The following is a 24,836-nucleotide window of genomic DNA, read 5'->3' as shown; positions in this document are numbered from 1 at the left end:
TCACCGTCGAGCTGATCGCTCCGATCGCGATGGAAGACGGCCTGCGTTTCGCCATCCGCGAAGGCGGCCGCACCGTCGGCGCCGGCGTCGTCTCGAAAATCATCGAGTAATCACGGTAAGTCGGGTTTCGACCCGACATAGCGTTGAAACTAAAGAAGGCCGCTCCCTTGGGGGCGGCCTTTTTTGCGTTCTCCTAACTCCGAAAATGCCCCTTTTTTGGTTGTTTGAAATTGTCCGGCACTCCACGCCGCTTTTTTGAAATCGCAGATCACCGAACTCGTGAGTTTTCTGGTTGTCTCGACGGCTGTCCGGAGTAACGGTATGCTGTTTCATCACTTGACCTGATCCGCTTTTGAGGAGCTTGTTTGATGCAAACTTTGGTTCAAACTTTGGTTCAAATCCATTAATTCATGGAAGACTACCTTCTTCTTTCTTTTATTCTTCTTGGGTCAGGCATCGCCATTGTCCCGATTGCCGTGTGGCTTGGGCTCGGGTCAGTTCTGGGTTTCCTCATTGCCGGCATGCTTCTTGGTCCTGTCCTGACTGCGCTGAATGTCGATGTCGTTAGCATGGAGCAGTTCGCAGAATTTGGCGTTGTCATGATGCTGTTTCTGATCGGGTTGGAACTGGCGCCAAAGAAGCTCTGGGACTTGCGGCGCAGGCTATTGGGGCTAGGCGGGCTGCAACTGCTTTGCACGACCCTGGCGATTATGGCGCCGGTGATGGCACTTGGCCAACAATGGCAGGTGGCGCTGGCTATCGGACTGATCTTTTCATTGTCGTCCACAGCCATCGTGCTTCAGACACTGCACGAAAAAGGTTTGCTCATGGGCAGTGGCGGGCAATCCAGCTTTTCGGTCTTGTTGATGCAGGACATCGCCGTGATCCCAATTCTCGCGATGTTGCCGCTTTTGGCGCTGCCCGACCTTGCCGCGATGGGGGGCAGCTCTGTTAGTCACGGACCCACGACAAGCACCGGGCATTCGTTGAATCTTGTGCAGGGCCTGCCCGGATGGTTGAGAGCGCTTGTCACGCTTGGTTCGATCACACTGGTCATTGTCGGCGGGTCTTATCTGATCGGACCAGTGTTCCGGTATGTCGAATCCGCCAATCTGCCTGAGCTGTTCACAGGTATGGCGCTTACCATTGTCGTCGGGGTTGCCGTGTTGATGATGGCCGTTGGTCTGACCCCGGCATTGGGCGCGTTCATTGCAGGTGTGGTGTTGGCCAACAGCGAGTATCGCAATGCACTGGAAAAAGAGATCACTCCGTTCAAGGGGCTGTTTCTTGGGTTGTTTTTTGTCAGCGTCGGGGCCTCGGTGAACTTCAGATTGATGGTTGATCACATCGGTCTGGTTGTCGCGCTGACCCTTGGTGTGATGATCATCAAGGCAGTGGTTCTTTTCGCTCTGGGCCGATTGTTTGGCATTTCCGGCGCAGGCAATTGGCTGTTTGCGCTGGGGATGGCGCAGGCCGGAGAGTTCGGGTTTGTGCTGTTGTCTTTTTCGGTCGCTACGCATGTATTGAATGCTGATCTGGCGAATACTCTGATTATTGTCGTTGCCTTGTCGATGGTGCTGACTCCGCTGTCTTTTTTGTTTTACGACAAGGTCATTTCACCCCGGTATGCGCCGTCTGCCGCGTCTGAAGATTAGCGGCACCGTGGCCCCGGCCGAGGGCACTGAGATAGTCAGCCTAGAGACATGGTGCCGCTCGGTGTTGAATTGATCGCCCCGATCGCGATGGAAAACGCTCTGCGCTTCGCGATCCGCGAAGGCGGCCGCATCGTCGGGGGCAGCGTTGTCTCGAAAATCATCGAGTAAGTCGCTCCCGCGAATACCGACAGAAAGGGCACCCAAAAGGGCGCCCTTTTTTGTTAACCCTCTCCCAGGCCATAGTGAGACGAGGGCTGGTGAAATCTGCGATCGACAACCACACCGACGCAAACTACCCGAACAGGCGTTCATTGGGCCGTTTTGTAGTTTGGGTAGGGCTATAGCTGCGGTGAGTTTTGCAAGTTGCATTGTCCAAAAAAGTGCTCATAAATATCTCAGTCGATCCACTCTGAAGCGAACGTTCAGGGAATTCTTTACAATGCACGAAATCGTACAAAGGCTGTCCAGGCGTTTGAAGCGCAGCTATGAGGTTCTGCCGAACAAAGAGACAGGCAAATACATCCGCAGTCTAGGTTTTGACGTCCGAACCGTCATTGATGTTGGGGTCGCCGGTGGAACCGCGCATCTGTATGAGGCATTCCCCGACGCCAAGTTCGTTTTGATCGAACCGATTGCAGAATACGAAACAAAGCTTCGAAGAAACTGGTCGGGCAAAATCGACTTCGACTTTCATGCCTGCGGTGTCGGGGCGGAGGGCGGGCTGACAACGCTGCGTATCCCAACGGTTGGTACCCGGTTGATGGGGACACGCGCGACCATGCTGGAATTCGAAGAATCCGCCACAGCGCAGATGTCAAAAATCGAAGAACGGCAGGTGCCGGTGAAGACTCTTGACGAGGTTGCGTCAAACTACGAAGGGCCATTCGGTTTGAAAATTGATGCGGAGGGTTACGAAATCGAAGTCATTCGGGGCGCCTCAGAATTGTTGAAAAACTGCGCCTTCGTCTTGTCCGAAGTTTCAATTCGCCGCCGTTACCGCGGCGGCTATAAGTTCAGTGATTTCGTCTCGGTTATGGCCGGTCATGGGTTTGAGTTGCACGAGTTCATTCGGCTTCCGTCACCGCAAGCAACCGATTGCGACGCGATTTTTGCGCCTTTTGACAGCGCTTTGTTCGACTATCGGGATTTGAAGCTTTCGCGCATGGCAAAGAGGAGGCGCTAGGTCGCAGCGCTGAGACGAAAATCACGGCATAAGGCAACTTACCGACTGGTAGGCGGTCGTTGCTCTGCAGGGGCAAGGAGAGCCCGCCCCGTTGAACAGTAAAAGGCCGTCCCTCGGGGGGCTTTTGTTCTTGCCTACGCTTTTCAACTATGGCTTTTCCAACGGCAATTAATCGAATGGCGTTCGGAAACGTAATCCAGAACAAAACCGTGGCTGCCAACCCTGGCCCAAAAAGGACAATGATGATCATCCAACCGGGTGCTTGTATTAGGCCGAACCACGCTCCTGACAGTGCAAAGAACAGAAAAGTCAGAAGTAGCACTACACCTCCGATTTTCTTCGAACAGTAAATGACTTCTTGGGGAACTGCCGTTGTGTTGTGTCGTCTGAAGTAGAATATCGCTGCCAAGTATGACCCAATCGCAAACGGTAATACCGCAGTGAAATCTGGGCGAAAGTCTCGACTATGCCAAAGCGACCGAAAGGCACGCCCCGAGTTATACCCATTAAATCGTGGGAGAAAATGGAAACGAGATGGGATTCCGCAATGCCGGGTATCAAAAATGACCAAAACTGCCAGAATGATTTTGACACGATCTCTGCTCGCTTAGAACAGCCACCTCTGTTCAATCGTGGTTATGTCGTCGCTTTGGGAAAAGGTAAGAAATACACCCTTGCCAAACCCCGCCAACCCCACTAATACGCGCGAGTTCTCAACAAGAACATCAAGGCGGGGAGATTCCCGCCTTTTGGGTTCGAAGAGGGTTGGCGATGCGCGTCTGTCCTCCTCTCAACCTCAACGCCTGATAAAAGGCTGTTAATATGCAAAGCCAAAACATCCGTATTCGGCTGAAGGCATTTGACTATCGCGTTCTGGATGCCAGCACGCAAGAGATCGTCAACACTGCCAAGCGGACCGGCGCGAACGTGCGCGGCCCGATCCCGCTGCCGAACAAGATTGAGAAGTTCACGGTTCTCCGTGGCCCTCACGTTGACAAGAAATCCCGCGACCAGTTCGAGATCCGCACTCACAAGCGTCTCTTGGACATCGTTGATCCGACCCCCCAGACCGTTGACGCGCTGATGAAGCTCGACCTCGCTGCTGGTGTGGACGTCGAGATCAAGCTGCAGTCGTAAGATCGGAGGGTATTGATTATGCGCTCTGGTATTATCGCAAAAAAAGTCGGCATGACCCGCCTGTTCATGGAAGACGGCAAGCAGATTCCTGTGACCGTACTTCACCTGGACAACCTGCAGGTCGTTGCACAGCGCACCGCTGACAAAGACGGCTACACCGCCGTTCAGCTGGGTGCCGGTGCTGCCAAGGCAAAACGCACCTCGAAGGCCATGCGCGGTCACTACGCCGCTGCCAAGGTCGAGCCCAAGCGTAAGCTGGCCGAGTTCCGCGTCTCCGAAGATGGCCTGATCGAAGTGGGCGCCGAGATTTCGGCAGAACACTTCCTGGAAGGTCAGAAAGTTGACGTTTCGGGTACCTCGATCGGTAAAGGCTTTGCCGGTGCAATGAAGCGCCACAACTTCGGTGGTCTGCGCGCTTCGCACGGTGTTTCGATCAGCCACCGTTCGCACGGTTCGACCGGTCAGTGTCAGGATCCGGGCAAGGTGTTCAAAGGCAAGAAGATGGCCGGTCACATGGGTGCTGCCCGTGTTACCACCCAGAACCTGGAAGTCGTCAAAACCGACGCCGACCGTGGTCTGGTCTTCATCAAAGGCGCCGTTCCCGGACCGAAATCGGGCTGGGTTACAGTCAAGGACGCCGTGAAGAAGAAAGCACCGGAAGGCCTGCCTTTCCCGGCTGCTGTGAAATCGGCTGCAACCGAAGCACCTGCGGAAGAAGCTCCCGCGGAAGGTGGTGAAGCATGAAACTTGATGTAATCAAACTGGACGGCGGCAAAGCCGGCGACATCGAGCTGAACGCCGATCTGTTCGGTCTCGAGCCGCGCGCGGACATCCTGCACCGTGTGGTCCGTTGGCAGCGCAACAACGCGCAGGCTGGCACCCACAAGGTCAAGACCCGCTCGGAAACCAGCTACTCGACCAAGAAGATCTATCGCCAGAAGGGCACTGGTGGCGCACGCCATGGTGACCGTAACGCGCCGATCTTCCGCAAGGGTGGTATCTACAAGGGCCCGACCCCTCGTTCGCACGGCCACGACCTGCCGAAAAAGTTCCGCAAGCTTGGCCTGCGCCACGCTCTGTCGGCAAAAGCCAAAGCAGGTGAACTGGTTGTGATCGAGAACGCCGAAGCCGAAGGCAAGACTGCCGCTCTGGCCAAACAGGTTGCAAACCTGGGCTGGAAACGCGCTCTGGTCATCGACGGCGCGACCGTGAACGAAGGTTTCCTGAAGGCGTCGCGCAACATCGAAGGTCTGGATATCCTGCCGTCGATGGGTGCAAACGTTTATGACATCCTCAAGCGTGACACCCTGGTGCTCACCAAAGCGGCTGTCGAAGCACTGGAGGCTCGTCTGAAATGAGCGCGAAGGCAGAACACTACGACGTGATCCGCAAGCCGATCATCACCGAAAAGTCGACCATGGCGTCCGAAAACGGCGCGGTTGTCTTTGAAGTGGCGATCGACAGCAACAAGCCGCAGATCAAAGAGGCCGTTGAGGCGCTGTTTGGTGTGAAGGTCAAAGCGGTGAACACCACCGTGACCAAAGGCAAGGTCAAGCGGTTCCGCGGCCAACTGGGCAAGCGGAAGGACGTCAAAAAAGCATACGTCACCCTGGAAGAGGGTAACACCATCGACGTTTCCACCGGTCTCTGATCGGACCCGTCTTTGGAAATAGATGAAAACCCCCGCGAAAGCGGGGGTTTTTCGTTTCTGGACCCGACGTTTTGGGGGGCGGTGGTTTTCTCACCCGGTTATGGTATTCTGATCTTTGAATGCCTGGATTGGGGGATTAGAGATGTTCGTTTTATCGCGACAGCAAGGTTTCGTTTGTGCCAGCGCAATGGTGGCCGGTTTCATGTCCTTCGGTGCGCATGCTTTCGAAGGATCCGTCGATCCCGAGGCAGTGGGTCTGGAAGAAACGTACTCGCCCTTTGTGGGGCGCTCGTACCCGGACACCGTTTTGTTCGGTGATCTGCACTTTCATACCGAGATCTCATTTGATGCCGGGCTGATCGGCACTTCTCTGACCATTCACGACGCGTTCCGCATTGCCCGCGGTGACAAGATCATCTCAAACACCGGTCAGCCAGTGCAACTTATCCGCCCGTTGGATTTCCTGGCGATCACAGAACATGCCGAAATGCTTGGTCTGGCGACGGCGATCCGAACGTCGAACCCGCGGCTGCTGCAGGATGAATGGGGCAAACGCATACATGATCAGTTCCGGGAAGGGCAGGAGGCCCGAATGTCGGCTTTTGCGGAAATCATCGACATTGGCACCGTTCAGGGCCGCGATCCAACGGCTGGTCTGAATCTGGATGGGGACCTTTGGCTGGAAATCGTCGAGGCGGTGGATCAGTATAACGAGCCGGGGCAGTTTACTGCGCTGAGCGGCTTCGAATGGACCTTTACCCCTAAGGGCGACAACCTGCACCGCGTGATCTTGTTCGGTGACGGTGCGGACAAAACCAGCCAAACAAAGCCGCTTACATTCTTCGAAGCGCCGGACCCACAGATGCTGTGGGAGTATCTTGAGGGATACGAGGCAAGCACCGGAGGGCAAGCCATCGCGGTGCCCCACAATGCCAACATGTCGAACGGGTTGATGTTCAGCAAAAACAAGTTTGATGGTTCGCCCATGGACGCTGAATACGCAACGCAGCGGATCCGTTGGGAGCCGATGCACGAAATGACGCAGATTAAGGGCGATGAGGAAACCCATCCGAGCCTTTCGCCGGATGACGAGTTCGCGGATTTCGAGAGCTGGGACGTCGCCAATCTTTCGGGCACGGCTGCCAAAACGCCAGAGATGTTGCGGTATGAATACGCGCGGTCTGCCCTGAAGGTTGGTCTGGAGTTGGGGCGTGAGATTGGCGTCAATCCCTACAAATTCGGTCTCTACGGAACAACCGATGCTCATACGGCTATTCCAACGACCAGAGAGGATAATTACTTCGGCAAGTACCAGCACACCGAACCCTCGGCCAATCGCCACAACATCGATGTGATCCCGGCCGAAGACCCGGCGTTGCGGATCATAACCGCGCAAGAGTCGGCTGCCGGGCTGACAGCGGTTTGGGCTCGGGAAAACACGCGGACCGAAGTCTTTGGGGCCATCACCCGGAAAGAGGCTTATGCAACCACCGGCAGCCGTATTCGCGTGCGTGTGTTCGGCGGCTGGGAGTTTGAAGAAGCGGACCTGAACGCTTCGGACTTTGTTTCCAACGGATACCAGAATGGCGTGCCGATGGGGGGCGATCTGACCAGCGCTCCTGAGGGCGGCACGCCGAGTTTTCTGATCCGGGCCGTGCGCGACCCTGACGGCGCAAATCTGGATCGGATTCAGGTCATCAAAGGTTGGCTGGATGCCGAAGGCAAATCGCACGAACGCATCTATGACGTCGCCGTGTCAGACGGTCGGGAAATCGATGAGGATGGGCGTGCACGCGCGCCGGTCGGAAACACGGTTGATGTTGAAACAGCCACCTACACCAACTCAATTGGCGCGACCGCGTTGGCGGGCCATTGGCAAGACCCCGAATTCGACCCGGCCGAGGATGCGTTCTACTACGTGCGTGTCATCGAAATCCCCAAGCCCAGATGGACAACCTATGACGCGGCGTTTTACGGAGTTCCACTGCCCGAGGCCGTTCCGCCAACCGTTCAAGACCGGGCCTACACCTCGCCAATCTGGTACACGAGCGGAAACTGAGTTGTCAAAAGGACGCCCCGGTAAGCCCGATGACCGAGAAACCAGGCGGCGCTCTGAAGCCAAAAACGGGTCCTTGGTGCAGCGTATTCTGAGACTGTTTTCTGGCCGGGCCGAGCAGCCCATTGGGGCTGAACCTGCCCAGGAAACCGAAGCAGCGCGCGCGCAGGTGATCGAACAGATGCGCGCGTTTAGCGCCGAGCCCTATTTCCAGATTGCGGATGAAACTCTGGGGCTATTGTCGGTTTTTGATGATCTGAAATACGACCGGGCGGATGTGGACATGGTGTCTCCGGCAATGCGCAAGCACGTGGTCGGCAAGCTCGGCCCGCTGGGGTTTCGTCAGATTTCCGGCGCAGTGTTGGAGCATCCGCAGGCCGACATGCGCGTGCACATCCCCAAGTTCCACGCTCTTGGCGCGTCGCCCTTTGACATCACGCGCTACACTGACAAACGCCCGCAGGACTACTGCCTGCTGACGCCTACGCAGGTGGCTTGTCAGTACGTGGATCACTATGAGCTGGACGACGCGGTGCAACGGATCGAGGCGTTGATTGCGAAGCACCCGATCAACCTGCTCAAACTGGCGGATTATCTGGAAGGCAAACCCAAACACCGCGCCTTTCGCGAGGTGCTGGGCCATATCAAGCTCAAGCAGAGGATCGCGGTGGAGTCCGAACCGCTGTGCCGCAGGCGGTCCCTTGGATAAGAGCACAAGCCGCGCCAGCGACTGCCCGTGGGATGGCGCTACTACGACAGATCAGTGCACTTTATTGTGACACATACATCCGAACTCAAACCGAGGCGCAAACGGCCCCAAAGCGCCAGCCCGGCGGGACGGGCAGTCGCTGGCGCGGCGGCCTTCGGCCTTGGCTCCGTAGTTTGGTGCGTGACTAAAAGCAATTAGGTAAGCAAGTGTGACCGAAGAAAAGGGTGGCACCATCGGAGTGTCTAACGGTCTCTGATCGGACCTGTTTTTGGATAGAATTAATCGTCGGTGCGCATTAGTTGATGACAAAAGGCACCATGGGTTTGTTTGCACGGCCATATTTAAGTCAAGAAAACAGACTATCGGGCGTGTTCGGTCCAATTTATGAAATGAGAGACTTGGAATTAAAATTTATGTCTACCGACAATGCTCGTCTGCGAGACTGGCCTTCATTCGGGCCGATTTGTAAAAAAGTTGAGTTTGAGTTGATTCCGAAACTCGAAGGGTTCGGGTTTGCGAAGGATAGTTCTGACTCAGCCCAGAAGGTCCCACGCTATGCTCTATTTTGGTGGCCAATGTACTACAGGCTCTCACCGGGAGTAATGTGTTACATCGAAATGTTTGCATCGGCACCTATAAACCCGGATCTTTCACTTGTGGCTTCTGCTTTTGAAGTTCGGAATTTGAAACTCACTGATGAAGAGGTTTTAGAGAGTATTCACGGGGATCAAAGTAGTGTGCGCCCCATCACTGATTTAAAGGGGCGTATAGAATACCTCGAGCTCTATCGCAGCAATACAATCCCTTTGGGTAGAGTTTTGAAGCTATGCATAACTCCGCTTTCCTATCTTGATTCGAGCGGCTTCAAACCAAAATTACGCATCATTCGACGTATCGCAGTCTATTTCGCATTTTTGCTGTGCGCTCTACTGACGTTAATATTGCTGCCGGTCATTGGATATTGCGGGTTGAGAAATGCAGCATGGTGCGAAGCAATTGAAAATGGAACCTTTCACGGTGTCTCAGGCATAGTAGATCGCGCTTGCAAGGCTTCCAAAGGGTTTGTCCCAAAGATTAAGAGTACCTTTCTGCCCTGACTGACCGAATAAAGCGCGTGATCGCTCGTTTCCCATCGCTGTCGGATTAGCGACCAGCCAAGAAGCTTCAAAGTTCCTATAGACACCCACCCCCAACACTGCTAAACGCTCCCAATCTTGCGGCCTCGGATTCGTTCCGGGGCCTCTGATATTTGTAACCGGGGACCTTCGGGGCCCTATACCCTTGGCACCTACGGGGGCCTATCACATAGCGGGGAAACTCCCTGCACTTGCTAAACGGAAGACAGAAAGCATGGCACTCAAGTCGTACAAGCCGACGACGCCGGGCCAGCGCGGGCTGGTGCTGATCGACCGTTCGGAGCTTTGGAAAGGACGTCCGGTCAAGTCTCTCACTGAGGGTTTGACCAAATCGGGCGGCCGGAACAACACCGGACGGATCACTTCACGCCGCCGCGGCGGTGGCGCAAAGCGTCTCTACCGGATCGTTGACTTCAAACGGAACAAATTTGATGTCGCGGCAACCGTCGAGCGGATCGAATATGACCCGAACCGGACCGCATTCATCGCACTGGTAAAATACGAAGACGGCGAGCAGGCATATATCCTGGCTCCGCAGCGTCTGGCTGTTGGTGACAAAGTCGTGGCATCCGCCAAGGCCGACATCAAGCCGGGCAACGCAATGCCGTTCTCGGGCATGCCGATCGGTACCATCGTCCACAACATCGAGATGAAGCCTGGTAAAGGCGGTCAGATCGCACGTGCGGCCGGTACTTACGCTCAGTTCGTTGGTCGCGATGGCGGCTACGCTCAGATCCGTCTGAGCTCGGGCGAGCTGCGCATGGTCCGTCAGGAATGCATGGCCACCGTTGGTGCCGTGTCCAACCCCGACAACTCGAACCAGAACCTCGGTAAAGCCGGTCGTATGCGCCACAAAGGCGTTCGTCCGTCGGTTCGTGGTGTTGCAATGAACCCGATCGATCACCCGCATGGTGGTGGTGAAGGTCGTACCTCGGGTGGCCGTACACCGGTTACGCCGTGGGGTAAGGACACTAAGGGTAAGCGTACCCGCAACAAGAACAAAGCGTCCCAGAAGCTGATCATCCGCTCGCGGCACGCCAAGAAGAAGGGACGTTAATCCATGTCTCGCTCTGTTTGGAAGGGTCCTTTCGTCGATGCTTACGTGCTGAAAAAAGCCGAAGCAGCGCGCGAGTCGGGCCGCAACGAAGTCATCAAAATCTGGTCGCGTCGTTCCACCATTCTGCCCCAGTTCGTGGGTCTGACCTTTGGTGTGTACAACGGCCAGAAGCATATCCCGGTAAACGTCTCGGAAGACATGATCGGTCAGAAGTTCGGTGAATACTCGCCGACCCGTACCTATTATGGCCACGCCGCAGACAAAAAAGCGAAGCGGAAGTAAGTCATGGGCAAGGAAAAGAACCCCCGCCGCGTGGCTGAAAACGAAGCAATGGCGAAAACCCGCATGCTTCGCACCAGCCCGCAGAAACTGAACCTGGTTGCGCAAATGATCCGCGGCAAGAAAGTTGAGAAGGCTCTGACCGACCTGACTTTCTCGAACAAGCGTGTCGCGCAGGACGTCAAGAAGTGCCTGCAGTCCGCAATCGCGAATGCCGAAAACAACCACAACCTGGACGTTGACGAGCTGATCGTCGCCGAAGCATGGGTTGGCAAGAACCTGGTCATGAAGCGCGGTCGCCCGCGTGCCCGTGGCCGTTTCGGCAAGATCATGAAGCCGTTCTCGGAGATCACCATCAAGGTGCGTCAAGTTGAGGAGCAAGCCTAATGGGTCATAAAGTAAATCCGATCGGCATGCGCCTGCAGGTCAACCGCACCTGGGACAGCCGCTGGTACGCCGACACCAAGGACTACGGTGATCTTCTGCTGGAAGACCTCAAGATCCGTGAGTTCATCAACAAAGAGTGCAAGCAGGCCGGTGTTGCCCGTGTGATCATCGAACGTCCGCACAAGAAGTGCCGCGTTACGATCCACACAGCACGTCCCGGTGTCATCATCGGCAAGAAAGGTGCGGACATCGAAGTTCTGCGCAAAAAGCTTGCGCGGATGACCGACAGCGAATTGCACCTGAACATCGTCGAAGTGCGCAAGCCCGAACTTGACGCGCAGCTGGTTGCCGAGTCCATCGCTCAGCAGCTGGAGCGCCGCGTCTCGTTCCGCCGCGCGATGAAGCGGTCGGTTCAGAACGCCATGCGCATGGGCGCCCTGGGTATCCGGGTGAACGTCGCTGGTCGTCTGGGCGGCGCCGAAATCGCACGGACCGAGTGGTACCGCGAAGGCCGCGTGCCTCTGCACACCCTGCGTGCCGACATCGATTACGCACATGCCGAAGCGATGACCCCCTACGGGATCATCGGGATCAAGGTCTGGATCTTCAAAGGTGAGATCATGGAGCACGATCCGCAGGCACGTGACCGTAAAGCACAGGAACTCCAGGACGGCCCTGCACCTCGTGGTGCTGGTGGCGGTCGTCGCTAAGGAGGGAAAGATATGCTTCAACCAAAGCGTACTAAATTCCGTAAGATGCACAAAGGCCGGATCAAGGGCGAAGCCAAGGGCGGCTCTGATCTGAACTTTGGCACCTACGGCCTGAAAGCTCTTGAGCCTGAGCGTGTAACTGCACGCCAGATCGAAGCTGCACGTCGTGCCATGACGCGTCACATGAAGCGTCAGGGTCGTGTCTGGATCCGCATCTTCCCCGACACTCCGGTCACTGCAAAGCCGATCGAAGTTCGTATGGGTAAAGGTAAAGGTTCGGTCGACCGCTGGGCATGCAAGGTCAAGCCTGGCCGCGTGATGTTCGAGATCGACGGCGTCAATGACGACATCGCCCGCGAGGCCCTGCGCCTGGCCGCGATGAAGCTGCCGATCAAGACTCGCGTCGTGGTTCGCGAAGACTGGTAAGCGATTGGGGGTAACCCCGTTCGTGACAAGAACGACCCCCGTCGGGAAACCGGCGGGGGTTTTCGTTTTGATTGGGGCCGCAAATTAGTTCGACGCGACGGTAGAGCGCACCTAGGCTGACAGCGAAAAAATCGGGAGGCTATCATGGTACGACTGCGAAAGAAGGTGTTCGTCAAGGAAGTGATCACCACAGATCAACTGGGGCAGCCTTGCGCCCCTATCAGCCGTGTCGCCGCATTGGCGGTGGTTCGAAACCCTCTTGCTGGCACTTATACAGAAGACCTCTCAGAGTTGTTTGAGATCGGGGCTTTGCTTGGTGAAGAACTCGCCAGAGAAGCCATCGAACAGTTGGACGGTGAGCCAACCTCGTACGGGAAGGCAGCGATTGTTGGTGTGAACGGCGACCTTGAGCAGGGCGGGGCGGTTATCCATCCAAAACTTGGCGCTCCGATGCGTACCGCGGCTGGTGGCGGTGAGGCTGTAATCCCCTCGAATGCCAAGCTGGGCGCACCGGGTTGTGCTATTGATCTGCCGCTTGGGCACAAGGACAACCCGTGGTCGTTCGACCATTTCGACACAATGACGCTGAACATTCCCGATGCACCAAAACCGGATGAGATCGTGCTGTGCCTCGCCTATGCGGATGGGGGTCGCCCGATACCGCGCTGCGGCAAAGGGCCTATCAAGACGTAACCCGCCAACATGGGCTGGCCTTGTCGATGGGGCTGGGTTATGCCCGGCCCATGGCACAGATTGAATCACTCTTCGTAACCCGTCTTTACCGCGCAGCTTTGTCCGAGTTCGATCCCAAGATCGACACAGAGGAATTGGAAAGCTCCTGCCTTGTCATCGCCGAGGATGATGAGGCCGGGCAGGAATGGTGTGAGGAGAACGGTTATCCCGGTTACACTAGCTATGCCTCACTGACCGATCTGCCCTGGCGTTTCCCGATCTTCGCCGATCTGGTCAAGGCGCTGGATCAACACGTGGCGGCCTTTGCCAAAGATCTGGAGTTCGATCTGGGCGAGGGGGAGCTGAAGCTCGAGGACCTATGGATTAATATTCTGCCCGAGGGCGGAATGCACTCCAGCCACCTGCATCCGCACAGCGTAATCTCGGGCACGACCTATGTGGCGATGCCCGAAGGGGCCAGCGCGCTGAAACTGGAAGACCCCCGCTCAGGCCGCATGATGGCGGCACCGACGCGGATCAAGGGTGGTCGGCGAGATTTACAGCCGTTCATCTATATGAAGCCACAGGTGGGGGACGTCCTGCTGTGGGAAAGCTGGTTGCGCCACGAAGTGCCGATGAACATGGCCGAAGAAGAGCGGATTTCGGTGAGTTTTAATTACAAATGGGAGTGAAGCGTTGTTTTTGCCTGCACGCAATTCCCCTCTGTTTGTCATAGATGAACAAGCTGCATTGATAACAGTGACTTCCGCATGAATTGATCCTATGGGCTAAACTGCAAACTTGGGTTGTGACTGATCCAGTTGAAGGCAGCTAATATGCCCATAAAGATCGGAAGGATCATCGATAAAATGTCAAAGGCAGTAATTCACTATATTTTTGCAGTTTTCTTAGCTTGGGCAGCCGTCCTGCTTTATTTGTCTGTGGCGAGTAAGCCGGCCTATTTAGGGATGGTTTTAAGACTTGCCGCGTTAGCGCCGATCTTTCTGGGCCGTGTGGCACGCGTTCAACTGATGCAATTACCCGAGGTTGAAAAGAAACCTCTTTGGGGTTTCCAATTGCCAACTGTCGCGGCTGTTTTCAGTTTGGCTTTCTTATTCGAAGCAGCTGTCAGCTACCTTTTGGCCCAATCCGCCGGATTGCCGATTGATCTCCTCGACGTCATTGGTGCGCCCATGGACAAGCGTTACTTTCTGCCAGTGTTTGGAAGCGTTAGTTTTTGGTTTAGCGCCACCGCTGTAGCCCTGATCGCGACATTCATTACAATTCCATTCGGGCTGGCGTATCGGCCGCGTCATGATGACGGCGATATTGGTGCGAATATACAAGGCTAAATCTTTCCCTTGCCACCCACCCGCCAAACCCTTATACGGCGGCATCCTGCGATCTCCCGGCGTTGTCGGGCGATTCGTATGTCTATCATTCATCCACCAGGTCCAAGGTGACCCTGTCAGGGGGCCTTCTGGTGTTTTGAGCAAAGGAAAAAGGCGATGAACGCCCAAGAACTGCGTGACAAGACCCCGGACCAGCTCCGCGAGGAACTGGCCAACCTGAAGAAAGAAAGCTTTAACCTGCGCTTTCAACAGGCAACCGGTCAGCTGGAAAACACCGCCGGCATCAAAGCGGCCCGCCGCAATGCTGCCCGCGTCAAAACCATTCTGAACGAAAAGGCCGCTGCTGCGGCATCCGAGGAGTAATCTGATGCCCAAGCGTATCCTGTCCGGCACTGTAACAAGCGACGCAAACGAACAGACCGTAACCGTTCTGGTCGAGCGCCGTTTCAAGCACCCGCTGCTGCACAAAACCGTTCGTAAGTCCAAGAAGTACCGGGCTCACGACGAAAAGAACGCCTTCAAGGTCGGCGACACTGTACGTATCATCGAATGCGCGCCGAAATCGAAGACGAAACGTTGGGAAGTTCTGGAAGCGTAAGCTTCCGGGATTTTTCCATTTGTCGAAACCCTGGGGGATCTAACGAGACCAGCCCCCACAGGTCGGGAGAAACCACATGATCCAGATGCAGACCAATCTGGATGTCGCTGACAACTCCGGCGCTCGCCGAGTTCAGTGCATCAAGGTCCTGGGTGGTTCCAAGCGTAAATACGCCTCCGTTGGCGACATCATTGTCGTCTCGGTGAAGGAAGCCATCCCACGCGGCCGCGTAAAGAAAGGTGACGTCCGCAAGGCCGTCGTCGTACGCACCGCCAAAGAAGTCCGTCGCGAAGACGGCACCGCGATCCGTTTCGATCGCAACGCCGCCGTCATCCTGAACAACAACAACGAGCCCGTAGGTACCCGTATCTTTGGCCCCGTTGTTCGCGAACTGCGCGGCAAGAACTTCATGAAAATCATCTCGCTGGCTCCGGAGGTGCTGTAATCATGGCTGCTAAACTCCGCAAAGGCGACAAGGTCGTCGTGCTGGCCGGCAAGGACAAGGGCAAAGAGGGAACCATTTCCTCGGTTGACCCGAAAGCCGGTAAAGCTGTTGTCGATGGCATCAATATCGCCATCCGTCACACCCGTCAGACCCAGAACAGCCAGGGTGGTCGCCTGCCTCAGGCAAATCCGATCGAGCTGTCGAACCTGGCTCTGCTGGACAAGAACGGCAAAGCAACCCGCGTTGGCTTCCGCATGGAAGGCGACAAGAAGGTTCGCTTCGCCAAGACCACAGGGGATGTGATCGATGCTTGATAACGCAACCTACACCCCGCGTCTGAAAGCTCAGTACGCTGAAACCATCCGTGCCGCTCTGAAAGAAGAGTTCGGCTACAAGAACGACATGCAGCTGCCCAAGCTGGAAAAAATCGTTCTGAACATCGGTTGTGGTGCTGAGGCCGTCAAAGACTCTAAGAAAGCGAAAGCTGCTGTCGAGGATCTGACTGCAATTGCTGGTCAACAGGCCGTTGCGACCAAGGCGAAAAAGTCGATCGCGGGTTTCCGCGTCCGTGAAGATATGCCGCTGGGTGCGAAAGTGACCCTGCGCGGTGACCGGATGTACGAATTCCTGGATCGCCTGATCACCATCGCGATGCCGCGTGTTCGTGACTTCCGCGGTGTTAAGCCGTCTTTCGATGGTCAGGGCAACTTTGCCATGGGCATGAAAGAGCACATCGTGTTCCCGGAAATCGACTTCGACAAAGTCGACGAAGTCTGGGGCATGGACATCGTAATTGCCACCACAGCGAAAACCGACGCTGAAGCAAAGGCACTGTTGAAAGCTTTCAACATGCCGTTCAACGCGTAAGCGCCGGGAGGATTGAGACATGGCTAAAAAAGCAATGATCGAACGCGAGAAGAAGCGCGAACGCCTGGTGGCCAAATATGCCGCAAAGCGTGCCGAGCTGAAAGAAATCGCGAATGACGAGAGCCGCCCGATGGAAGAGCGCTTCAAAGCGCGTCTGAAACTGGCGAAACTGCCGCGCAACAGCTCGGCTACCCGTCTGCACAACCGCTGTCAGCTGACCGGTCGTCCCCACGCTTACTACCGTAAGCTGAAGGTCAGCCGTATCGCGCTGCGCGAGCTGGGTTCTGCTGGTCAGATCCCCGGCATGGTGAAATCGAGCTGGTAAGGGAGACATAGATATGAATGATCCTATCGGCGATATGCTCACCCGTATCCGCAACGCGCAAATGCGCGGCAAGTCCACCGTTTCCACCCCGGCTTCCAAGCTGCGCGGTTGGGTTCTGGACGTGCTGGCGGACGAAGGTTACATCCGTGGCTACGAAAACACGACCGGTGAAAACGGTCATCCGGCCATCGAAATCAGCCTGAAGTACTACGAAGGCACCCCTGTTATTCGCGAACTGAAGCGGGTCTCGAAGCCCGGTCGTCGCGTGTACATGGGCGTCAATGACATCCCGCAGGTCCGTCAGGGTCTGGGTGTGTCGATTGTCAGCACTCCGAAAGGTGTGATGTCGGACGCAAACGCTCGCTCCAACAATGTTGGTGGCGAAGTGCTCTGCACCGTCTTCTAAGGAGGTCTGCAATGTCTCGTATTGGTAAAAAACCGGTCGAGCTGCCCAGCGGCGTTTCCGCCTCTGTGTCGGGTCAGACCATCGAAGTCAAAGGTCCGAAAGGCACCCGTAGCTTCACCGCCACTGACGATGTGACCCTGTCGGTCGAAGACAACGTGGTCAAAATTGATCCGCGTGGTTCGTCCAAGCGTGCGCGTCAGCAGTGGGGCATGAGCCGCACCATGGTTGCCAATCTGGTAACCGGTGTGACTGAAGGCTTCAAAAAAGAGCTGGAGATCCAGGGTGTTGGTTACCGGGCACAGATGCAGGGCAACACCCTGAAGCTGAACCTGGGCTACAGCCACGACGTTGATTTCACTGCTCCGGAAGGTGTCACCATCACCGCGCCGAAGCAGACCGAGATCGTTGTGGAAGGTATCGACCAGCAGCAGGTGGGCGAAGTCGCGGCCAAAATCCGCGAGTGGCGCCGTCCCGAGCCGTACAAAGGCAAGGGCATCCGCTATAAGGGCGAGTTCATCTTCCGCAAGGAAGGCAAGAAGAAGTAAGGACGCAGACAATGGCAAACAGCAAAAGAACCCTGTTTCTGAAGCGCCGCCTGCGCGTTCGGAACAAACTTCGCAAGGTCAACGCGGGTCGTCCGCGTCTGTCCGTACACCGTTCGAACAAGAACATCAGCGTTCAGCTGATCGACGACGTACGTGGCGTGACCCTGGCATCTGCCTCGACCCTGGAAAAAGATCTGGGTGTTGTTGGCAAGAACAACGTCGAAGCGGCCACCAAAGTGGGCGCGGCCATCGCCGAGCGTGCCAAGAAGGCAGGCGTCGAAGAGGCCTATTTCGATCGTGGTGGCTTCCTGTTCCACGGCAAAGTGAAGGCTGTCGCCGACGCTGCGCGTGAAGGTGGTCTGAAGATCTAAGACCTGCGGGCGGGTTTCGATCCGCCCCGATGATCCGGGGGCCCTGGCGTTAGTCGGGGCTCACTTGGATTGAAGAAAACGGCGCCGAGAGCGCCACATGAGAAAAGGGATGCCAAATGGCAGAACGTGAAAACCGTCGGGGCCGTGGCCGCGACCGTGAAGAAGCACCGGAATTTGCAGATCGTCTGGTCGCAATCAACCGTGTGTCGAAAACCGTAAAAGGTGGTAAGCGCTTTGGCTTCGCCGCTCTGGTGGTTGTCGGCGATCAGAAAGGCCGCGTCGGCTTTGGCAAAGGTAAAGCGAAAGAAGTACCTGAAGCTATCCGTAAAGCGACTGAACAAGCCAAGCGTCAGATGATCCGCGTGCAACTGCGCGAAGGTCGGACCCTGCACCACGATATCGAGGGCCGTCACGGCGCCGGTAAAGTGGTTATGCGCACTGCACCTGAAGGTACTGGTATCATCGCCGGTGGTCCGATGCGTGCTGTGTTCGAAATGCTGGGCGTTAAGGACGTTGTTTCCAAGTCGCTGGGCTCGCAGAACCCGTACAACATGATCCGCGCCACCATCAACGGCCTGCAGAAAGAGCAGAGCCCGCGTTCGGTTGCCGCACGTCGTGGCAAAAAGGTTGCCGACATCCTGCCCAAGCGGGACGAAGCACCGGCTGCTGCTGAAGCAGAAGCGTAAGGAGAGCGAACCATGGCAAAAACCATCGTCGTAAAGCAGATCGGTTCTCCGATCCGTCGCCCCGCCGAACAGCGCGCAACCCTGATCGGTCTGGGCCTGAACAAGATGCACCGCACCCGTGAGCTGGAGGATACGCCTTCGGTCCGCGGCATGGTCAACAAGATCCCGCATCTGGTTGAGATCATCGAAGAGCGCGGCTAAGCCACTTTTAGGCTTTAGCCCGACTTCGGGAAAATCACGACGCCCCGGTCAGAAATGGCCGGGGCGTCTCGCTTTATTACGGGTGTCAAAGCTGTGTTGCGCGTTCGATAATCTCGATAAGGCGTTCGGAATACGTGCCCCATTCATTGTCTTGCCGCGCGTTATGATACGCCAGAACCGCGTCGCGCTTGGCGGTGATTTCTTCTGCGTTTTTGGGATTCAGAAGATATTGCAGTTTTGCGATGTTGGCATCGCGCTGCGCCGGGTCATACGAAATGACTGTTTCCTCAAATCCATAACCATCCCACCAGTCGGAATGCCCAACGACGACGCAACCGCGATGCAGGCATTCAAGCAGATTGACCGGCCCACTTTCCGAGGTTGAAAGGGAGGCGACCATCCCAAAACGTTTGAGCGTCGCGATTTCCCGGCTTGCCGTGCTTTTGTCCAGCCACTTGGTACGGCGCGCGCGCCAACGCGTGCGCCAGCCGGTCTCCGCCATGTAATTCAGCAGCAGAGTCGAGTTTTTGCGCCACCCGCGATCCAGGATCAACATGCGCATGTTCCGGCGATTCAGTTGTCCTATGACCTGTTTAAACTCGGATTTATCGACAAGATGGGGCCCATAGGCAAAGTTGCCGTCGAACTGCTCGGTGAGCCTTTCGATACGGGCAATTGCGTCTGGGTCGCCGTTCTGAACGCGATTTATGGCTACGTCATTTGTGAGGAAAAATGCGCCAGCCTTTCCTGAAAACAAACCCTCCAGAGGGCGTATGTCATCGATTCTAAACGTCTGCCCGAAATGTGTAACTTCGCCGCTTTCCCAACGGCTTTGCAGCATCGTGTCGTTTTCGAGGCCGATTATCTTGTCCGTCTGGTGATAGTTTTGGTTGGGCAGACATGTGAGAAGGTATTCGCCTTGATTGAGGTCGACAGGGCTGTTCCAGGGCACGACTTCAATCGGCCATGATGTCCGGTTCTTCAGGCCCCAATAAGTGTTATGCGCCAGTTGCGAATGCCAGGACCGGTCGTTTGGAAAGGCGTCAGGCGGTTTGGGCAGAGAGAGAAACAACTTCAAGAGTCTGACACCTTTCGGACGAGAGCAGCAGAGCTGCTGGTAGGCTGTAGAAGTACAATATTCAAGCAATGGCCTGCTTCAAGTGAGACGCGTTCGCGAACCAGGGCGCAGAGCGACCTCCGTCGCCGCTCTTGTGGCCAGTGCGTCGCGTTTGAGGTGGAGCCTCAAACAAGACCGGGCAAACTGCGCCTGGTGTATTGGGAAAGACGTCCGCCGATGAGGGACCAAGCCTGGATGCACACGGCAACCACGCAGTCAAACGGAGGGAAACATGGCAACCTGTGGGCAGTGCCTATGCGGGCAGACCCGATGGGTCTACGAAGGAGAGGTCAACTGGGCGTGCTATTGTCATTGTGATGATTGCCGGCGCAACTGTGCTGCTCCGGTGGTCGCGTGGCTTGGTGTTCCTTTAAAGAACTTCCGCTGGCTGGGGCATCCACCCAAGACTCTCGAGAGCTCAAAAGGAGTGCATCGGCATTTTTGTGAGAAATGCGGGTCACCAATGGGCTTTGAGGCGGATCACTATCCCGGGGGTATGCACCTTTATGCCGCGTCGATGGAAGATCCCACAGAGTTCACGCCAACTTTCCATGTGAACTACGAAAGTAAGCTTCCATGGCTTCAGATGAACGACGACCTCCCGAAATACCATGGCACGCTGCTGAATGCGCCAGACGATTTGAGGGATTACTGAGCCATACAGGCTCCGCCATTCCCAAAACGCATGGCGGCTAGACCAAAATCTGCGTTGTTAGCGATATCAAGCGCGCCTATCTGACGCTTGTCCAACCAAGGAACAAGAAAGCAATCACCGGGGAATACGCCTCGGTTCAGAAAGGAAGTTGATATGGCACATACAGCAACACAAACACATGGTGGCTTTAACCTGAGCGCCCGCATTGCAAACCTGATCGAAGGCATCCGGGAAACCCGCGCACAGGCGATTGAGTATCATCGCACCTATGCCGAGCTTCAGCGGCTCACCAATCGTGAGCTTGATGACATCGGAATTCGTCGCTGTGATATTGCGGACATCGCTCGTGAGCACGTTTACAAAGCGTAAGCGCAGTTAAAGACGACCCGAAACAGAGGCGCCAATTCGGCGCCTTTTTTTCGTCCGGGTTGTGCGCGCGACACAGCCGCTTCGAAACGTTCATGGAACTGTTGCGAGCGAATGCGAAATCGGTCATGTGCCAATAGGGCAGCCGGATCCGGCCGCATCGAACTGAACGAAAAAAGGCCGGGCGACGTGCAAGATCAACAGATCGGGATGCTTTGGGTGGATGGCCCGCTGAGCTTTCTGGAACAGCTGTGCATAAAGTCTTTTTTGGATGCTGGTCAGCTGGTTCGACTCTATACCTACGGAGATGTTACAAACATTCCTGATGGCGTTGAGCGCTGCGACGCGCGTGACGTTCTGCCTGACAGCGAATTCGTGACGCACGGTCGCACAGGCAGCCCCGCGCCGCATTCCGACAAGTTCCGGTATCGTATGCTGGCGGCTGAGCCGGGCCTCATTTGGGCGGACACCGACGCCTATTGTGTAAAACCGTTCTCAACACAGAACGGTCACTACTACGGCTACCTTGAAGGTGAGGTCGCGATCGGGGTTTTGGGGTTGCCAGAGGATAGTGAAACTCTGGGGTTGCTGAATGAGTACACGAGTGACCCGTTCCGTATACCCCCGTGGTTGCCCAAGCGGCAGAAGCATCCGCTGCTGGAAGCTCAGGAGGCTGGACGGCCCGTCAACGTACCGGAAACGTATTGGGGCGTTTGGGGACCTAAGGCCATTACTTGGGCGTTACATCAGACAAATGAGATCCGTTTTGCGCTGCCCGAACACGTGTTTTACCCGGTGAATTTCACGCGCCGAAGGGCTTTGGCGCGTCCAAATGTGAGTTTGTCCCGTTTCTTCAAGGAAGATACGGTTTCCATCCATTTCTATGGTCGCCGGATGCGGTCGATACTTGCCAACAGGTACGATGGAGTTCCGCATGAGGACAGCCTGATTGGGAAATTGCTGGCAAAACATGAAATAGACCCGCGAGAAGCCCCAATTTTCCCACATGGCGCTCCGGCCGCGGCGCAATAGGTCGGATATCAAAACTTGCATACCGGGTCGCAAAGCTGTATCGGGCTCCGGTGGCAACCTGTCCACGAGAATCAAAACCAAGAAATGCCGTGTTTGGCCCATCACGCTTCGGGGGTCACATCCGGCTTAGGAGAAGCGAAATGAAACTGCACGAACTGCGCGATAATCCTGGCGCCGCACCGAAACGCACCCGCGTTGGCCGTGGTCCGGGTTCCGGCAAAGGTAAAATGGGTGGCCGTGGTATCAAAGGCCAGAAATCCCGTTCGGGTGTGGCCATCAATGGCTACGAAGGCGGCCAGATGCCACTGTACCAGCGCCTGCCCAAGCGTGGCTTCAACAAGCCGAACCGCAAGGAATTCGCCGTTATCAACCTGGGCCTGATCCAGAAATTCGTCGACGCCGGCAAACTGGACACCAAAGCTGCAATCACCGAGGATGCACTGGTTGCCTCCGGTCTGGTTCGTCGCAAGCTGGACGGTGTTCGCATTCTGGCCAAAGGCGAAATCAGCGCCAAAGTGAACCTGGAAGTCACCGGCGCCTCGAAATCTGCTGTAGAAGCAGTCGAGAAAGCGGGCGGCTCACTTAAGGTCACAAAAGCTGCTGCGGCAGAGTAAGCGCTTGTGAGCGGGCAAAGACCCGCTTACATAGACCTCAGAGTTTTCCAAGACGCCGCCCGAGCCGGAAAACGGTTCCGGGCGGTGTTTTCATAAGAGAGACCGATTTATGGTATCAGCAGCAGAACAAATGGCAGCCAACACAAGCTGGTCTGCCCTTGGTAAAGCCACCGATCTGCGCAACCGCATTCTGTTCACGCTTGCATTGCTGATCGTCTATCGTCTGGGCACCTTTATTCCGGTGCCGGGGATCGACGGACAGGCACTGCGCGAGTTCATGGAGCAGGCGGGGCAAGGCATCGGCGGCATGGTTTCGATGTTCACCGGCGGGGCACTGGGGCGGATGGGTATCTTTGCCCTCGGCATCATGCCTTACATTTCGGCCTCGATCATCGTGCAGCTGCTGACATCGATGGTTCCCGCGCTCGAACAACTCAAGAAAGAGGGCGAGCAGGGGCGCAAGAAGATCAACCAGTATACCCGTTTCGGTACCGTGGCTCTGGCGACCGTGCAGGCGTACGGTCTGGCCGTTTCGCTGGAATCGGGCGATCTGGCGACCGATCCGGGCATGTTCTTCCGTATGTCCACCATGATCACTCTGGTCGGTGGTACGATGTTCCTGATGTGGCTGGGTGAGCAGATCACCGCGCGCGGCATCGGTAACGGGATCTCACTGATCATTTTCGTTGGTATCATCGCAGAAGTTCCGGCCGCTCTGGCGCAGTTCTTTGCCTCGGGTCGTTCGGGCGCAATCAGCCCCGCCGTGATCATCGGCGTGATCGTCATGGTCATCGCGGTCATCACCTTTGTGGTGTTCATGGAACGCGCTCTGCGCAAGATCCACATCCAGTACCCGCGCCGTCAGGCCGGTATGAAGGTATACGAGGGCGGCTCCAGCCACCTGCCGGTCAAAGTGAACCCGGCGGGCGTTATCCCGGCGATCTTTGCCAGCTCTTTGCTGTTGTTGCCGGTAACGATCTCGACCTTCTCGTCGGGTGCCACCAACGGTCCGATCATGTCGTGGCTGCTGGCCAACTTTGGCCCAGGACAGCCGCTGTACCTGCTGTTCTTTGCGTCGATGATCGTGTTCTTTGCGTACTTCTACACCTTCAACGTGTCGTTCAAACCGGACGACGTTGCGGACAACCTGAAAAAGCAGAACGGCTTTGTGCCGGGTATCCGCCCGGGCAAGAAAACCGCCGAGTATCTGGAATACGTGGTCAACCGCGTGCTCGTTCTAGGTTCGGCTTATCTGGCGGCTGTCTGTCTGTTGCCTGAAATTCTGCGGAACCAGTTCGCCATCCCGTTCTATTTCGGCGGCACGTCGGTTCTGATTATCGTCTCTGTGACCATGGACACGATCCAACAAGTCCAGAGCCATTTGCTGGCGCATCAATACGAAGGGCTTATCGAAAAGTCCCAACTGCGCGGTAAAAGCAAGAAACGCGGCAGGAAGGGACCCTCTCGTCGATGAACATCATTTTGTTGGGCCCCCCGGGGGCAGGTAAAGGGACGCAAGCGCAACACCTGGTCAAGACACGCGGCATGGTCCAGCTGAGCACCGGCGACATGTTGCGCGAAGCTAAGACCTCGGGCACCGATATGGGCAAGAAGGTTGCGGCTATCATGGACGCGGGCAAGCTGGTCACCGATGAGATCGTGATCGGCCTGATCGAAGAAAAGCTGATGACCGAAAAAGGCGCTGGTTTTATCTTTGACGGCTTCCCACGCACGCTGGCGCAAGCCGACGCGCTGGCGGCTCTGCTCGCCAAGTTGGGTCAGTCGTTGCACACCGTGATCGAAATGCGTGTTGATGAAGAGACGCTGGTCAAGCGCATCGTCAACCGGGCCGAAGAGGCACGCGCTGCCGGTGAACCTGTTCGGGCAGACGACAATGAAGAGAGCGTTCGCATCCGCCTGATGGAGTACTACAAGAAAACCGCTCCGTTGATCGGCTACTACTACGCCAAGGGCGATTTGCGCCCGGTCAATGGCCTGGCCAGCATTGACGAAGTGACCGCTTCGATCGAGGCTGTTCTCGGCTAAATCTTAAATGGGCTTGACGGCACCGCCAAAAGCCCATATCGACCCCCATCCCTTTTGGGAATCAACTGTGCATTCGGGATTCGTCCTGTTTGTCGCAACTACCTCGTACAAATGCTGGATCCTCTGGCGTCACTGCCAAGATCAAGTGTTGT

36 protein-coding genes and 1 pseudogene are annotated in these 24,836 nt (G+C 56.1%); 36 read left to right on the top strand and 1 reads right to left on the bottom strand.

All coding sequences use genetic code 11. The features are described from left to right. From ACR0AA_RS20275 to rpmD, 30 genes and pseudogenes are all read left to right on the top strand, one after another. A partial coding sequence (locus ACR0AA_RS20275; protein ID WP_480567056.1) for an EF-Tu C-terminal domain-related protein occupies positions 1 to 110 on the top strand: 110 nt, incomplete at its 5' end. Positions 111 to 410: 300 nt separating this feature from the next. Next, a complete protein-coding gene (locus ACR0AA_RS20270) occupies positions 411 to 1,655 on the top strand; it encodes a cation:proton antiporter domain-containing protein (protein ID WP_480665814.1) in 1,245 nt (414 codons plus the stop codon). After that, positions 1,651 to 1,823, top strand: a pseudogene (locus ACR0AA_RS20265) (EF-Tu C-terminal domain-related protein); the annotation flags it as partial. The gene ACR0AA_RS20270 and the pseudogene ACR0AA_RS20265, both read left to right, overlap by 5 nt. Positions 1,824 to 2,094: 271 nt before the next feature. Further along, positions 2,095 to 2,838, top strand: coding sequence for an FkbM family methyltransferase (locus tag ACR0AA_RS20260; RefSeq protein ID WP_480665813.1), 744 nt, complete (start codon positions 2,095 to 2,097; stop codon positions 2,836 to 2,838). An 822-nt stretch (positions 2,839 to 3,660) separates the two neighbouring features. Continuing rightward, positions 3,661 to 3,975, top strand: coding sequence for a 30S ribosomal protein S10 (rpsJ, locus tag ACR0AA_RS20255; protein ID WP_008756422.1), 315 nt, complete (start codon positions 3,661 to 3,663; stop codon positions 3,973 to 3,975). 18 nt (positions 3,976 to 3,993) lie between these two features. Beyond that, positions 3,994 to 4,719 carry a 50S ribosomal protein L3 gene (rplC, locus tag ACR0AA_RS20250; RefSeq protein ID WP_170351686.1) on the top strand — a complete coding sequence of 242 codons (726 nt, stop codon included), beginning with the start codon at positions 3,994 to 3,996 and terminating at the stop codon, positions 4,717 to 4,719. Beyond that, on the top strand, positions 4,716 to 5,333 hold the full coding sequence (gene rplD, locus ACR0AA_RS20245; protein ID WP_155148664.1) for a 50S ribosomal protein L4: 618 nt from the start codon (positions 4,716 to 4,718) through the stop codon (positions 5,331 to 5,333). Before rplC ends, rplD begins: the two co-directional genes overlap by 4 nt. After that, the gene (locus ACR0AA_RS20240; RefSeq protein ID WP_009176651.1) at positions 5,330 to 5,626 is read left to right on the top strand and encodes a 50S ribosomal protein L23; all 297 of its coding nucleotides are present in this window, start codon (positions 5,330 to 5,332) and stop codon (positions 5,624 to 5,626) included. The genes rplD and ACR0AA_RS20240 overlap by 4 nt, the downstream gene beginning before the upstream one ends. Positions 5,627 to 5,768: 142 nt before the next feature. Further along, positions 5,769 to 7,685, top strand: coding sequence for a DUF3604 domain-containing protein (locus ACR0AA_RS20235; RefSeq protein ID WP_480757024.1), 1,917 nt, complete (start codon positions 5,769 to 5,771; stop codon positions 7,683 to 7,685). A 1-nt stretch (position 7,686) separates the two neighbouring features. Then, a complete protein-coding gene (locus tag ACR0AA_RS20230; protein WP_480757022.1) occupies positions 7,687 to 8,391 on the top strand; it encodes a hypothetical protein in 705 nt (234 codons plus the stop codon). A 302-nt stretch (positions 8,392 to 8,693) separates the two neighbouring features. Further along, the gene (locus tag ACR0AA_RS20225) at positions 8,694 to 9,488 is read left to right on the top strand and encodes a hypothetical protein (protein WP_480757019.1); all 795 of its coding nucleotides are present in this window, start codon (positions 8,694 to 8,696) and stop codon (positions 9,486 to 9,488) included. Positions 9,489 to 9,741: 253 nt separating this feature from the next. Then, entirely contained in the window at positions 9,742 to 10,584 is an 843-nt protein-coding gene (rplB, locus tag ACR0AA_RS20220) for a 50S ribosomal protein L2 (protein ID WP_008757664.1), read from the top strand. A gap of 3 nt (positions 10,585 to 10,587) precedes the next feature. After that, positions 10,588 to 10,866: a 30S ribosomal protein S19 gene (gene rpsS / locus ACR0AA_RS20215; RefSeq protein WP_005980699.1), complete on the top strand. Its 279-nt coding sequence runs from the start codon at positions 10,588 to 10,590 to the stop codon at positions 10,864 to 10,866. Positions 10,867 to 10,869: 3 nt separating this feature from the next. Further along, positions 10,870 to 11,250: a 50S ribosomal protein L22 gene (gene rplV, locus ACR0AA_RS20210; RefSeq protein ID WP_039538267.1), complete on the top strand. Its 381-nt coding sequence runs from the start codon at positions 10,870 to 10,872 to the stop codon at positions 11,248 to 11,250. Next, on the top strand, positions 11,250 to 11,960 hold the full coding sequence (rpsC, locus tag ACR0AA_RS20205) for a 30S ribosomal protein S3 (protein WP_008758042.1): 711 nt from the start codon (positions 11,250 to 11,252) through the stop codon (positions 11,958 to 11,960). Before rplV ends, rpsC begins: the two co-directional genes overlap by 1 nt. A gap of 12 nt (positions 11,961 to 11,972) precedes the next feature. Then, positions 11,973 to 12,386 (top strand): 50S ribosomal protein L16, encoded by a 414-nt coding sequence (gene rplP / locus ACR0AA_RS20200; protein WP_085823145.1) that lies wholly within the window; start codon positions 11,973 to 11,975, stop codon positions 12,384 to 12,386. Positions 12,387 to 12,530: 144 nt separating this feature from the next. Next, on the top strand, positions 12,531 to 13,079 hold the full coding sequence (locus ACR0AA_RS20195) for an amino acid synthesis family protein (protein ID WP_480757016.1): 549 nt from the start codon (positions 12,531 to 12,533) through the stop codon (positions 13,077 to 13,079). 50 nt (positions 13,080 to 13,129) lie between these two features. After that, positions 13,130 to 13,750, top strand: a complete 621-nt coding sequence (locus tag ACR0AA_RS20190) for a 2OG-Fe(II) oxygenase family protein (RefSeq protein ID WP_480665807.1) — start codon at positions 13,130 to 13,132, stop codon at positions 13,748 to 13,750. 144 nt (positions 13,751 to 13,894) lie between these two features. Next, entirely contained in the window at positions 13,895 to 14,410 is a 516-nt protein-coding gene (locus ACR0AA_RS20185) for a hypothetical protein (RefSeq protein WP_480665806.1), read from the top strand. A 156-nt stretch (positions 14,411 to 14,566) separates the two neighbouring features. Continuing rightward, positions 14,567 to 14,773, top strand: a complete 207-nt coding sequence (gene rpmC, locus ACR0AA_RS20180) for a 50S ribosomal protein L29 (protein ID WP_010437082.1) — start codon at positions 14,567 to 14,569, stop codon at positions 14,771 to 14,773. 4 nt (positions 14,774 to 14,777) lie between these two features. Further along, on the top strand, positions 14,778 to 15,008 hold the full coding sequence (gene rpsQ, locus ACR0AA_RS20175; protein ID WP_170495397.1) for a 30S ribosomal protein S17: 231 nt from the start codon (positions 14,778 to 14,780) through the stop codon (positions 15,006 to 15,008). Between the two features lie 76 nt (positions 15,009 to 15,084). Continuing rightward, complete coding sequence (gene rplN, locus ACR0AA_RS20170) at positions 15,085 to 15,453, top strand: 50S ribosomal protein L14 (protein ID WP_008757934.1); 369 nt, start codon at positions 15,085 to 15,087, stop codon at positions 15,451 to 15,453. Between the two features lie 2 nt (positions 15,454 to 15,455). Then, positions 15,456 to 15,767 carry a 50S ribosomal protein L24 gene (gene rplX, locus ACR0AA_RS20165; protein ID WP_155148683.1) on the top strand — a complete coding sequence of 104 codons (312 nt, stop codon included), beginning with the start codon at positions 15,456 to 15,458 and terminating at the stop codon, positions 15,765 to 15,767. Further along, positions 15,760 to 16,320, top strand: a complete 561-nt coding sequence (gene rplE / locus ACR0AA_RS20160) for a 50S ribosomal protein L5 (protein ID WP_170334098.1) — start codon at positions 15,760 to 15,762, stop codon at positions 16,318 to 16,320. Before rplX ends, rplE begins: the two co-directional genes overlap by 8 nt. A 19-nt stretch (positions 16,321 to 16,339) precedes the next feature. Beyond that, positions 16,340 to 16,645 carry a 30S ribosomal protein S14 gene (gene rpsN, locus ACR0AA_RS20155; protein WP_068340744.1) on the top strand — a complete coding sequence of 102 codons (306 nt, stop codon included), beginning with the start codon at positions 16,340 to 16,342 and terminating at the stop codon, positions 16,643 to 16,645. 13 nt (positions 16,646 to 16,658) lie between these two features. Beyond that, positions 16,659 to 17,051 carry a 30S ribosomal protein S8 gene (gene rpsH, locus ACR0AA_RS20150; RefSeq protein WP_155148687.1) on the top strand — a complete coding sequence of 131 codons (393 nt, stop codon included), beginning with the start codon at positions 16,659 to 16,661 and terminating at the stop codon, positions 17,049 to 17,051. An 11-nt stretch (positions 17,052 to 17,062) separates the two neighbouring features. Further along, positions 17,063 to 17,596 (top strand): 50S ribosomal protein L6, encoded by a 534-nt coding sequence (gene rplF, locus ACR0AA_RS20145; RefSeq protein ID WP_475228290.1) that lies wholly within the window; start codon positions 17,063 to 17,065, stop codon positions 17,594 to 17,596. Between the two features lie 11 nt (positions 17,597 to 17,607). Next, on the top strand, positions 17,608 to 17,967 hold the full coding sequence (rplR, locus tag ACR0AA_RS20140; RefSeq protein ID WP_010437103.1) for a 50S ribosomal protein L18: 360 nt from the start codon (positions 17,608 to 17,610) through the stop codon (positions 17,965 to 17,967). Positions 17,968 to 18,083: 116 nt separating this feature from the next. Beyond that, positions 18,084 to 18,653: a 30S ribosomal protein S5 gene (gene rpsE, locus ACR0AA_RS20135; protein ID WP_155148691.1), complete on the top strand. Its 570-nt coding sequence runs from the start codon at positions 18,084 to 18,086 to the stop codon at positions 18,651 to 18,653. Between the two features lie 12 nt (positions 18,654 to 18,665). Then, entirely contained in the window at positions 18,666 to 18,854 is a 189-nt protein-coding gene (rpmD, locus tag ACR0AA_RS20130) for a 50S ribosomal protein L30 (RefSeq protein ID WP_074736195.1), read from the top strand. An 85-nt stretch (positions 18,855 to 18,939) separates the two neighbouring features. Here the strand turns inward: rpmD and ACR0AA_RS20125 are convergent, their stop codons facing one another. Continuing rightward, positions 18,940 to 19,932 (bottom strand): glycosyltransferase, encoded by a 993-nt coding sequence (locus tag ACR0AA_RS20125; protein ID WP_480757011.1) that lies wholly within the window; start codon positions 19,930 to 19,932, stop codon positions 18,940 to 18,942. Positions 19,933 to 20,203: 271 nt separating this feature from the next. Here ACR0AA_RS20125 and ACR0AA_RS20120 point away from each other — a divergent pair, with 271 nt between their 5' ends. From ACR0AA_RS20120 to ACR0AA_RS20095, 6 genes are all read left to right on the top strand, one after another. Continuing rightward, on the top strand, positions 20,204 to 20,626 hold the full coding sequence (locus tag ACR0AA_RS20120; protein ID WP_480757009.1) for a GFA family protein: 423 nt from the start codon (positions 20,204 to 20,206) through the stop codon (positions 20,624 to 20,626). Positions 20,627 to 20,779: 153 nt separating this feature from the next. Further along, positions 20,780 to 20,995, top strand: a complete 216-nt coding sequence (locus tag ACR0AA_RS20115) for a DUF1127 domain-containing protein (RefSeq protein ID WP_480757007.1) — start codon at positions 20,780 to 20,782, stop codon at positions 20,993 to 20,995. Positions 20,996 to 21,181: 186 nt separating this feature from the next. After that, positions 21,182 to 22,024, top strand: coding sequence for a hypothetical protein (locus ACR0AA_RS20110; protein WP_480757005.1), 843 nt, complete (start codon positions 21,182 to 21,184; stop codon positions 22,022 to 22,024). A 140-nt stretch (positions 22,025 to 22,164) separates the two neighbouring features. Then, positions 22,165 to 22,638 carry a 50S ribosomal protein L15 gene (gene rplO, locus ACR0AA_RS20105; RefSeq protein WP_480665801.1) on the top strand — a complete coding sequence of 158 codons (474 nt, stop codon included), beginning with the start codon at positions 22,165 to 22,167 and terminating at the stop codon, positions 22,636 to 22,638. 109 nt (positions 22,639 to 22,747) lie between these two features. After that, positions 22,748 to 24,112, top strand: coding sequence for a preprotein translocase subunit SecY (secY, locus tag ACR0AA_RS20100; protein ID WP_480665800.1), 1,365 nt, complete (start codon positions 22,748 to 22,750; stop codon positions 24,110 to 24,112). Continuing rightward, positions 24,109 to 24,684, top strand: a complete 576-nt coding sequence (locus ACR0AA_RS20095) for an adenylate kinase (RefSeq protein WP_480757001.1) — start codon at positions 24,109 to 24,111, stop codon at positions 24,682 to 24,684. Before secY ends, ACR0AA_RS20095 begins: the two co-directional genes overlap by 4 nt. Positions 24,685 to 24,836 lie beyond the last annotated feature (152 nt).

Source organism: Ruegeria sp. CE8, from assembly GCF_056537465.1.
This window is presented reverse-complemented; position numbering and strand designations above follow the sequence as displayed.

What these genes read in the sequence shown, in the direction of transcription:
- ACR0AA_RS20260 (WP_480665813.1), top strand. Translation starts at nt 2,095, where the DNA reads ATGCACGAAATCGTACAAAGGCTGTCCAGGCGTTTGAAGCGCAGCTAT.
- rplO (WP_480665801.1), top strand. Translation starts at nt 22,165, where the DNA reads ATGAAACTGCACGAACTGCGCGATAATCCTGGCGCCGCACCGAAACGC.
- rplN (WP_008757934.1), top strand. Translation starts at nt 15,085, where the DNA reads ATGATCCAGATGCAGACCAATCTGGATGTCGCTGACAACTCCGGCGCT.
- rplB (WP_008757664.1), top strand. Translation starts at nt 9,742, where the DNA reads ATGGCACTCAAGTCGTACAAGCCGACGACGCCGGGCCAGCGCGGGCTG.
- ACR0AA_RS20195 (WP_480757016.1), top strand. Translation starts at nt 12,531, where the DNA reads ATGGTACGACTGCGAAAGAAGGTGTTCGTCAAGGAAGTGATCACCACA.
- rplR (WP_010437103.1), top strand. Translation starts at nt 17,608, where the DNA reads ATGGCAAACAGCAAAAGAACCCTGTTTCTGAAGCGCCGCCTGCGCGTT.
- ACR0AA_RS20270 (WP_480665814.1), top strand. Translation starts at nt 411, where the DNA reads ATGGAAGACTACCTTCTTCTTTCTTTTATTCTTCTTGGGTCAGGCATC.
- ACR0AA_RS20225 (WP_480757019.1), top strand. Translation starts at nt 8,694, where the DNA reads ATGACAAAAGGCACCATGGGTTTGTTTGCACGGCCATATTTAAGTCAA.
- rpsC (WP_008758042.1), top strand. Translation starts at nt 11,250, where the DNA reads ATGGGTCATAAAGTAAATCCGATCGGCATGCGCCTGCAGGTCAACCGC.
- ACR0AA_RS20235 (WP_480757024.1), top strand. Translation starts at nt 5,769, where the DNA reads ATGTTCGTTTTATCGCGACAGCAAGGTTTCGTTTGTGCCAGCGCAATG.
- rpmC (WP_010437082.1), top strand. Translation starts at nt 14,567, where the DNA reads ATGAACGCCCAAGAACTGCGTGACAAGACCCCGGACCAGCTCCGCGAG.
- ACR0AA_RS20190 (WP_480665807.1), top strand. Translation starts at nt 13,130, where the DNA reads ATGGCACAGATTGAATCACTCTTCGTAACCCGTCTTTACCGCGCAGCT.
- ACR0AA_RS20240 (WP_009176651.1), top strand. Translation starts at nt 5,330, where the DNA reads ATGAGCGCGAAGGCAGAACACTACGACGTGATCCGCAAGCCGATCATC.
- rplX (WP_155148683.1), top strand. Translation starts at nt 15,456, where the DNA reads ATGGCTGCTAAACTCCGCAAAGGCGACAAGGTCGTCGTGCTGGCCGGC.
- rpsH (WP_155148687.1), top strand. Translation starts at nt 16,659, where the DNA reads ATGAATGATCCTATCGGCGATATGCTCACCCGTATCCGCAACGCGCAA.
- rpsS (WP_005980699.1), top strand. Translation starts at nt 10,588, where the DNA reads ATGTCTCGCTCTGTTTGGAAGGGTCCTTTCGTCGATGCTTACGTGCTG.
- rpsN (WP_068340744.1), top strand. Translation starts at nt 16,340, where the DNA reads ATGGCTAAAAAAGCAATGATCGAACGCGAGAAGAAGCGCGAACGCCTG.
- rplV (WP_039538267.1), top strand. Translation starts at nt 10,870, where the DNA reads ATGGGCAAGGAAAAGAACCCCCGCCGCGTGGCTGAAAACGAAGCAATG.
- rpmD (WP_074736195.1), top strand. Translation starts at nt 18,666, where the DNA reads ATGGCAAAAACCATCGTCGTAAAGCAGATCGGTTCTCCGATCCGTCGC.
- rpsE (WP_155148691.1), top strand. Translation starts at nt 18,084, where the DNA reads ATGGCAGAACGTGAAAACCGTCGGGGCCGTGGCCGCGACCGTGAAGAA.
- ACR0AA_RS20095 (WP_480757001.1), top strand. Translation starts at nt 24,109, where the DNA reads ATGAACATCATTTTGTTGGGCCCCCCGGGGGCAGGTAAAGGGACGCAA.
- secY (WP_480665800.1), top strand. Translation starts at nt 22,748, where the DNA reads ATGGTATCAGCAGCAGAACAAATGGCAGCCAACACAAGCTGGTCTGCC.
- rplP (WP_085823145.1), top strand. Translation starts at nt 11,973, where the DNA reads ATGCTTCAACCAAAGCGTACTAAATTCCGTAAGATGCACAAAGGCCGG.
- rpsQ (WP_170495397.1), top strand. Translation starts at nt 14,778, where the DNA reads ATGCCCAAGCGTATCCTGTCCGGCACTGTAACAAGCGACGCAAACGAA.
- rplC (WP_170351686.1), top strand. Translation starts at nt 3,994, where the DNA reads ATGCGCTCTGGTATTATCGCAAAAAAAGTCGGCATGACCCGCCTGTTC.
- ACR0AA_RS20120 (WP_480757009.1), top strand. Translation starts at nt 20,204, where the DNA reads ATGGCAACCTGTGGGCAGTGCCTATGCGGGCAGACCCGATGGGTCTAC.
- rplD (WP_155148664.1), top strand. Translation starts at nt 4,716, where the DNA reads ATGAAACTTGATGTAATCAAACTGGACGGCGGCAAAGCCGGCGACATC.
- ACR0AA_RS20115 (WP_480757007.1), top strand. Translation starts at nt 20,780, where the DNA reads ATGGCACATACAGCAACACAAACACATGGTGGCTTTAACCTGAGCGCC.
- rplE (WP_170334098.1), top strand. Translation starts at nt 15,760, where the DNA reads ATGCTTGATAACGCAACCTACACCCCGCGTCTGAAAGCTCAGTACGCT.
- rplF (WP_475228290.1), top strand. Translation starts at nt 17,063, where the DNA reads ATGTCTCGTATTGGTAAAAAACCGGTCGAGCTGCCCAGCGGCGTTTCC.
- rpsJ (WP_008756422.1), top strand. Translation starts at nt 3,661, where the DNA reads ATGCAAAGCCAAAACATCCGTATTCGGCTGAAGGCATTTGACTATCGC.
- ACR0AA_RS20185 (WP_480665806.1), top strand. Translation starts at nt 13,895, where the DNA reads ATGCCCATAAAGATCGGAAGGATCATCGATAAAATGTCAAAGGCAGTA.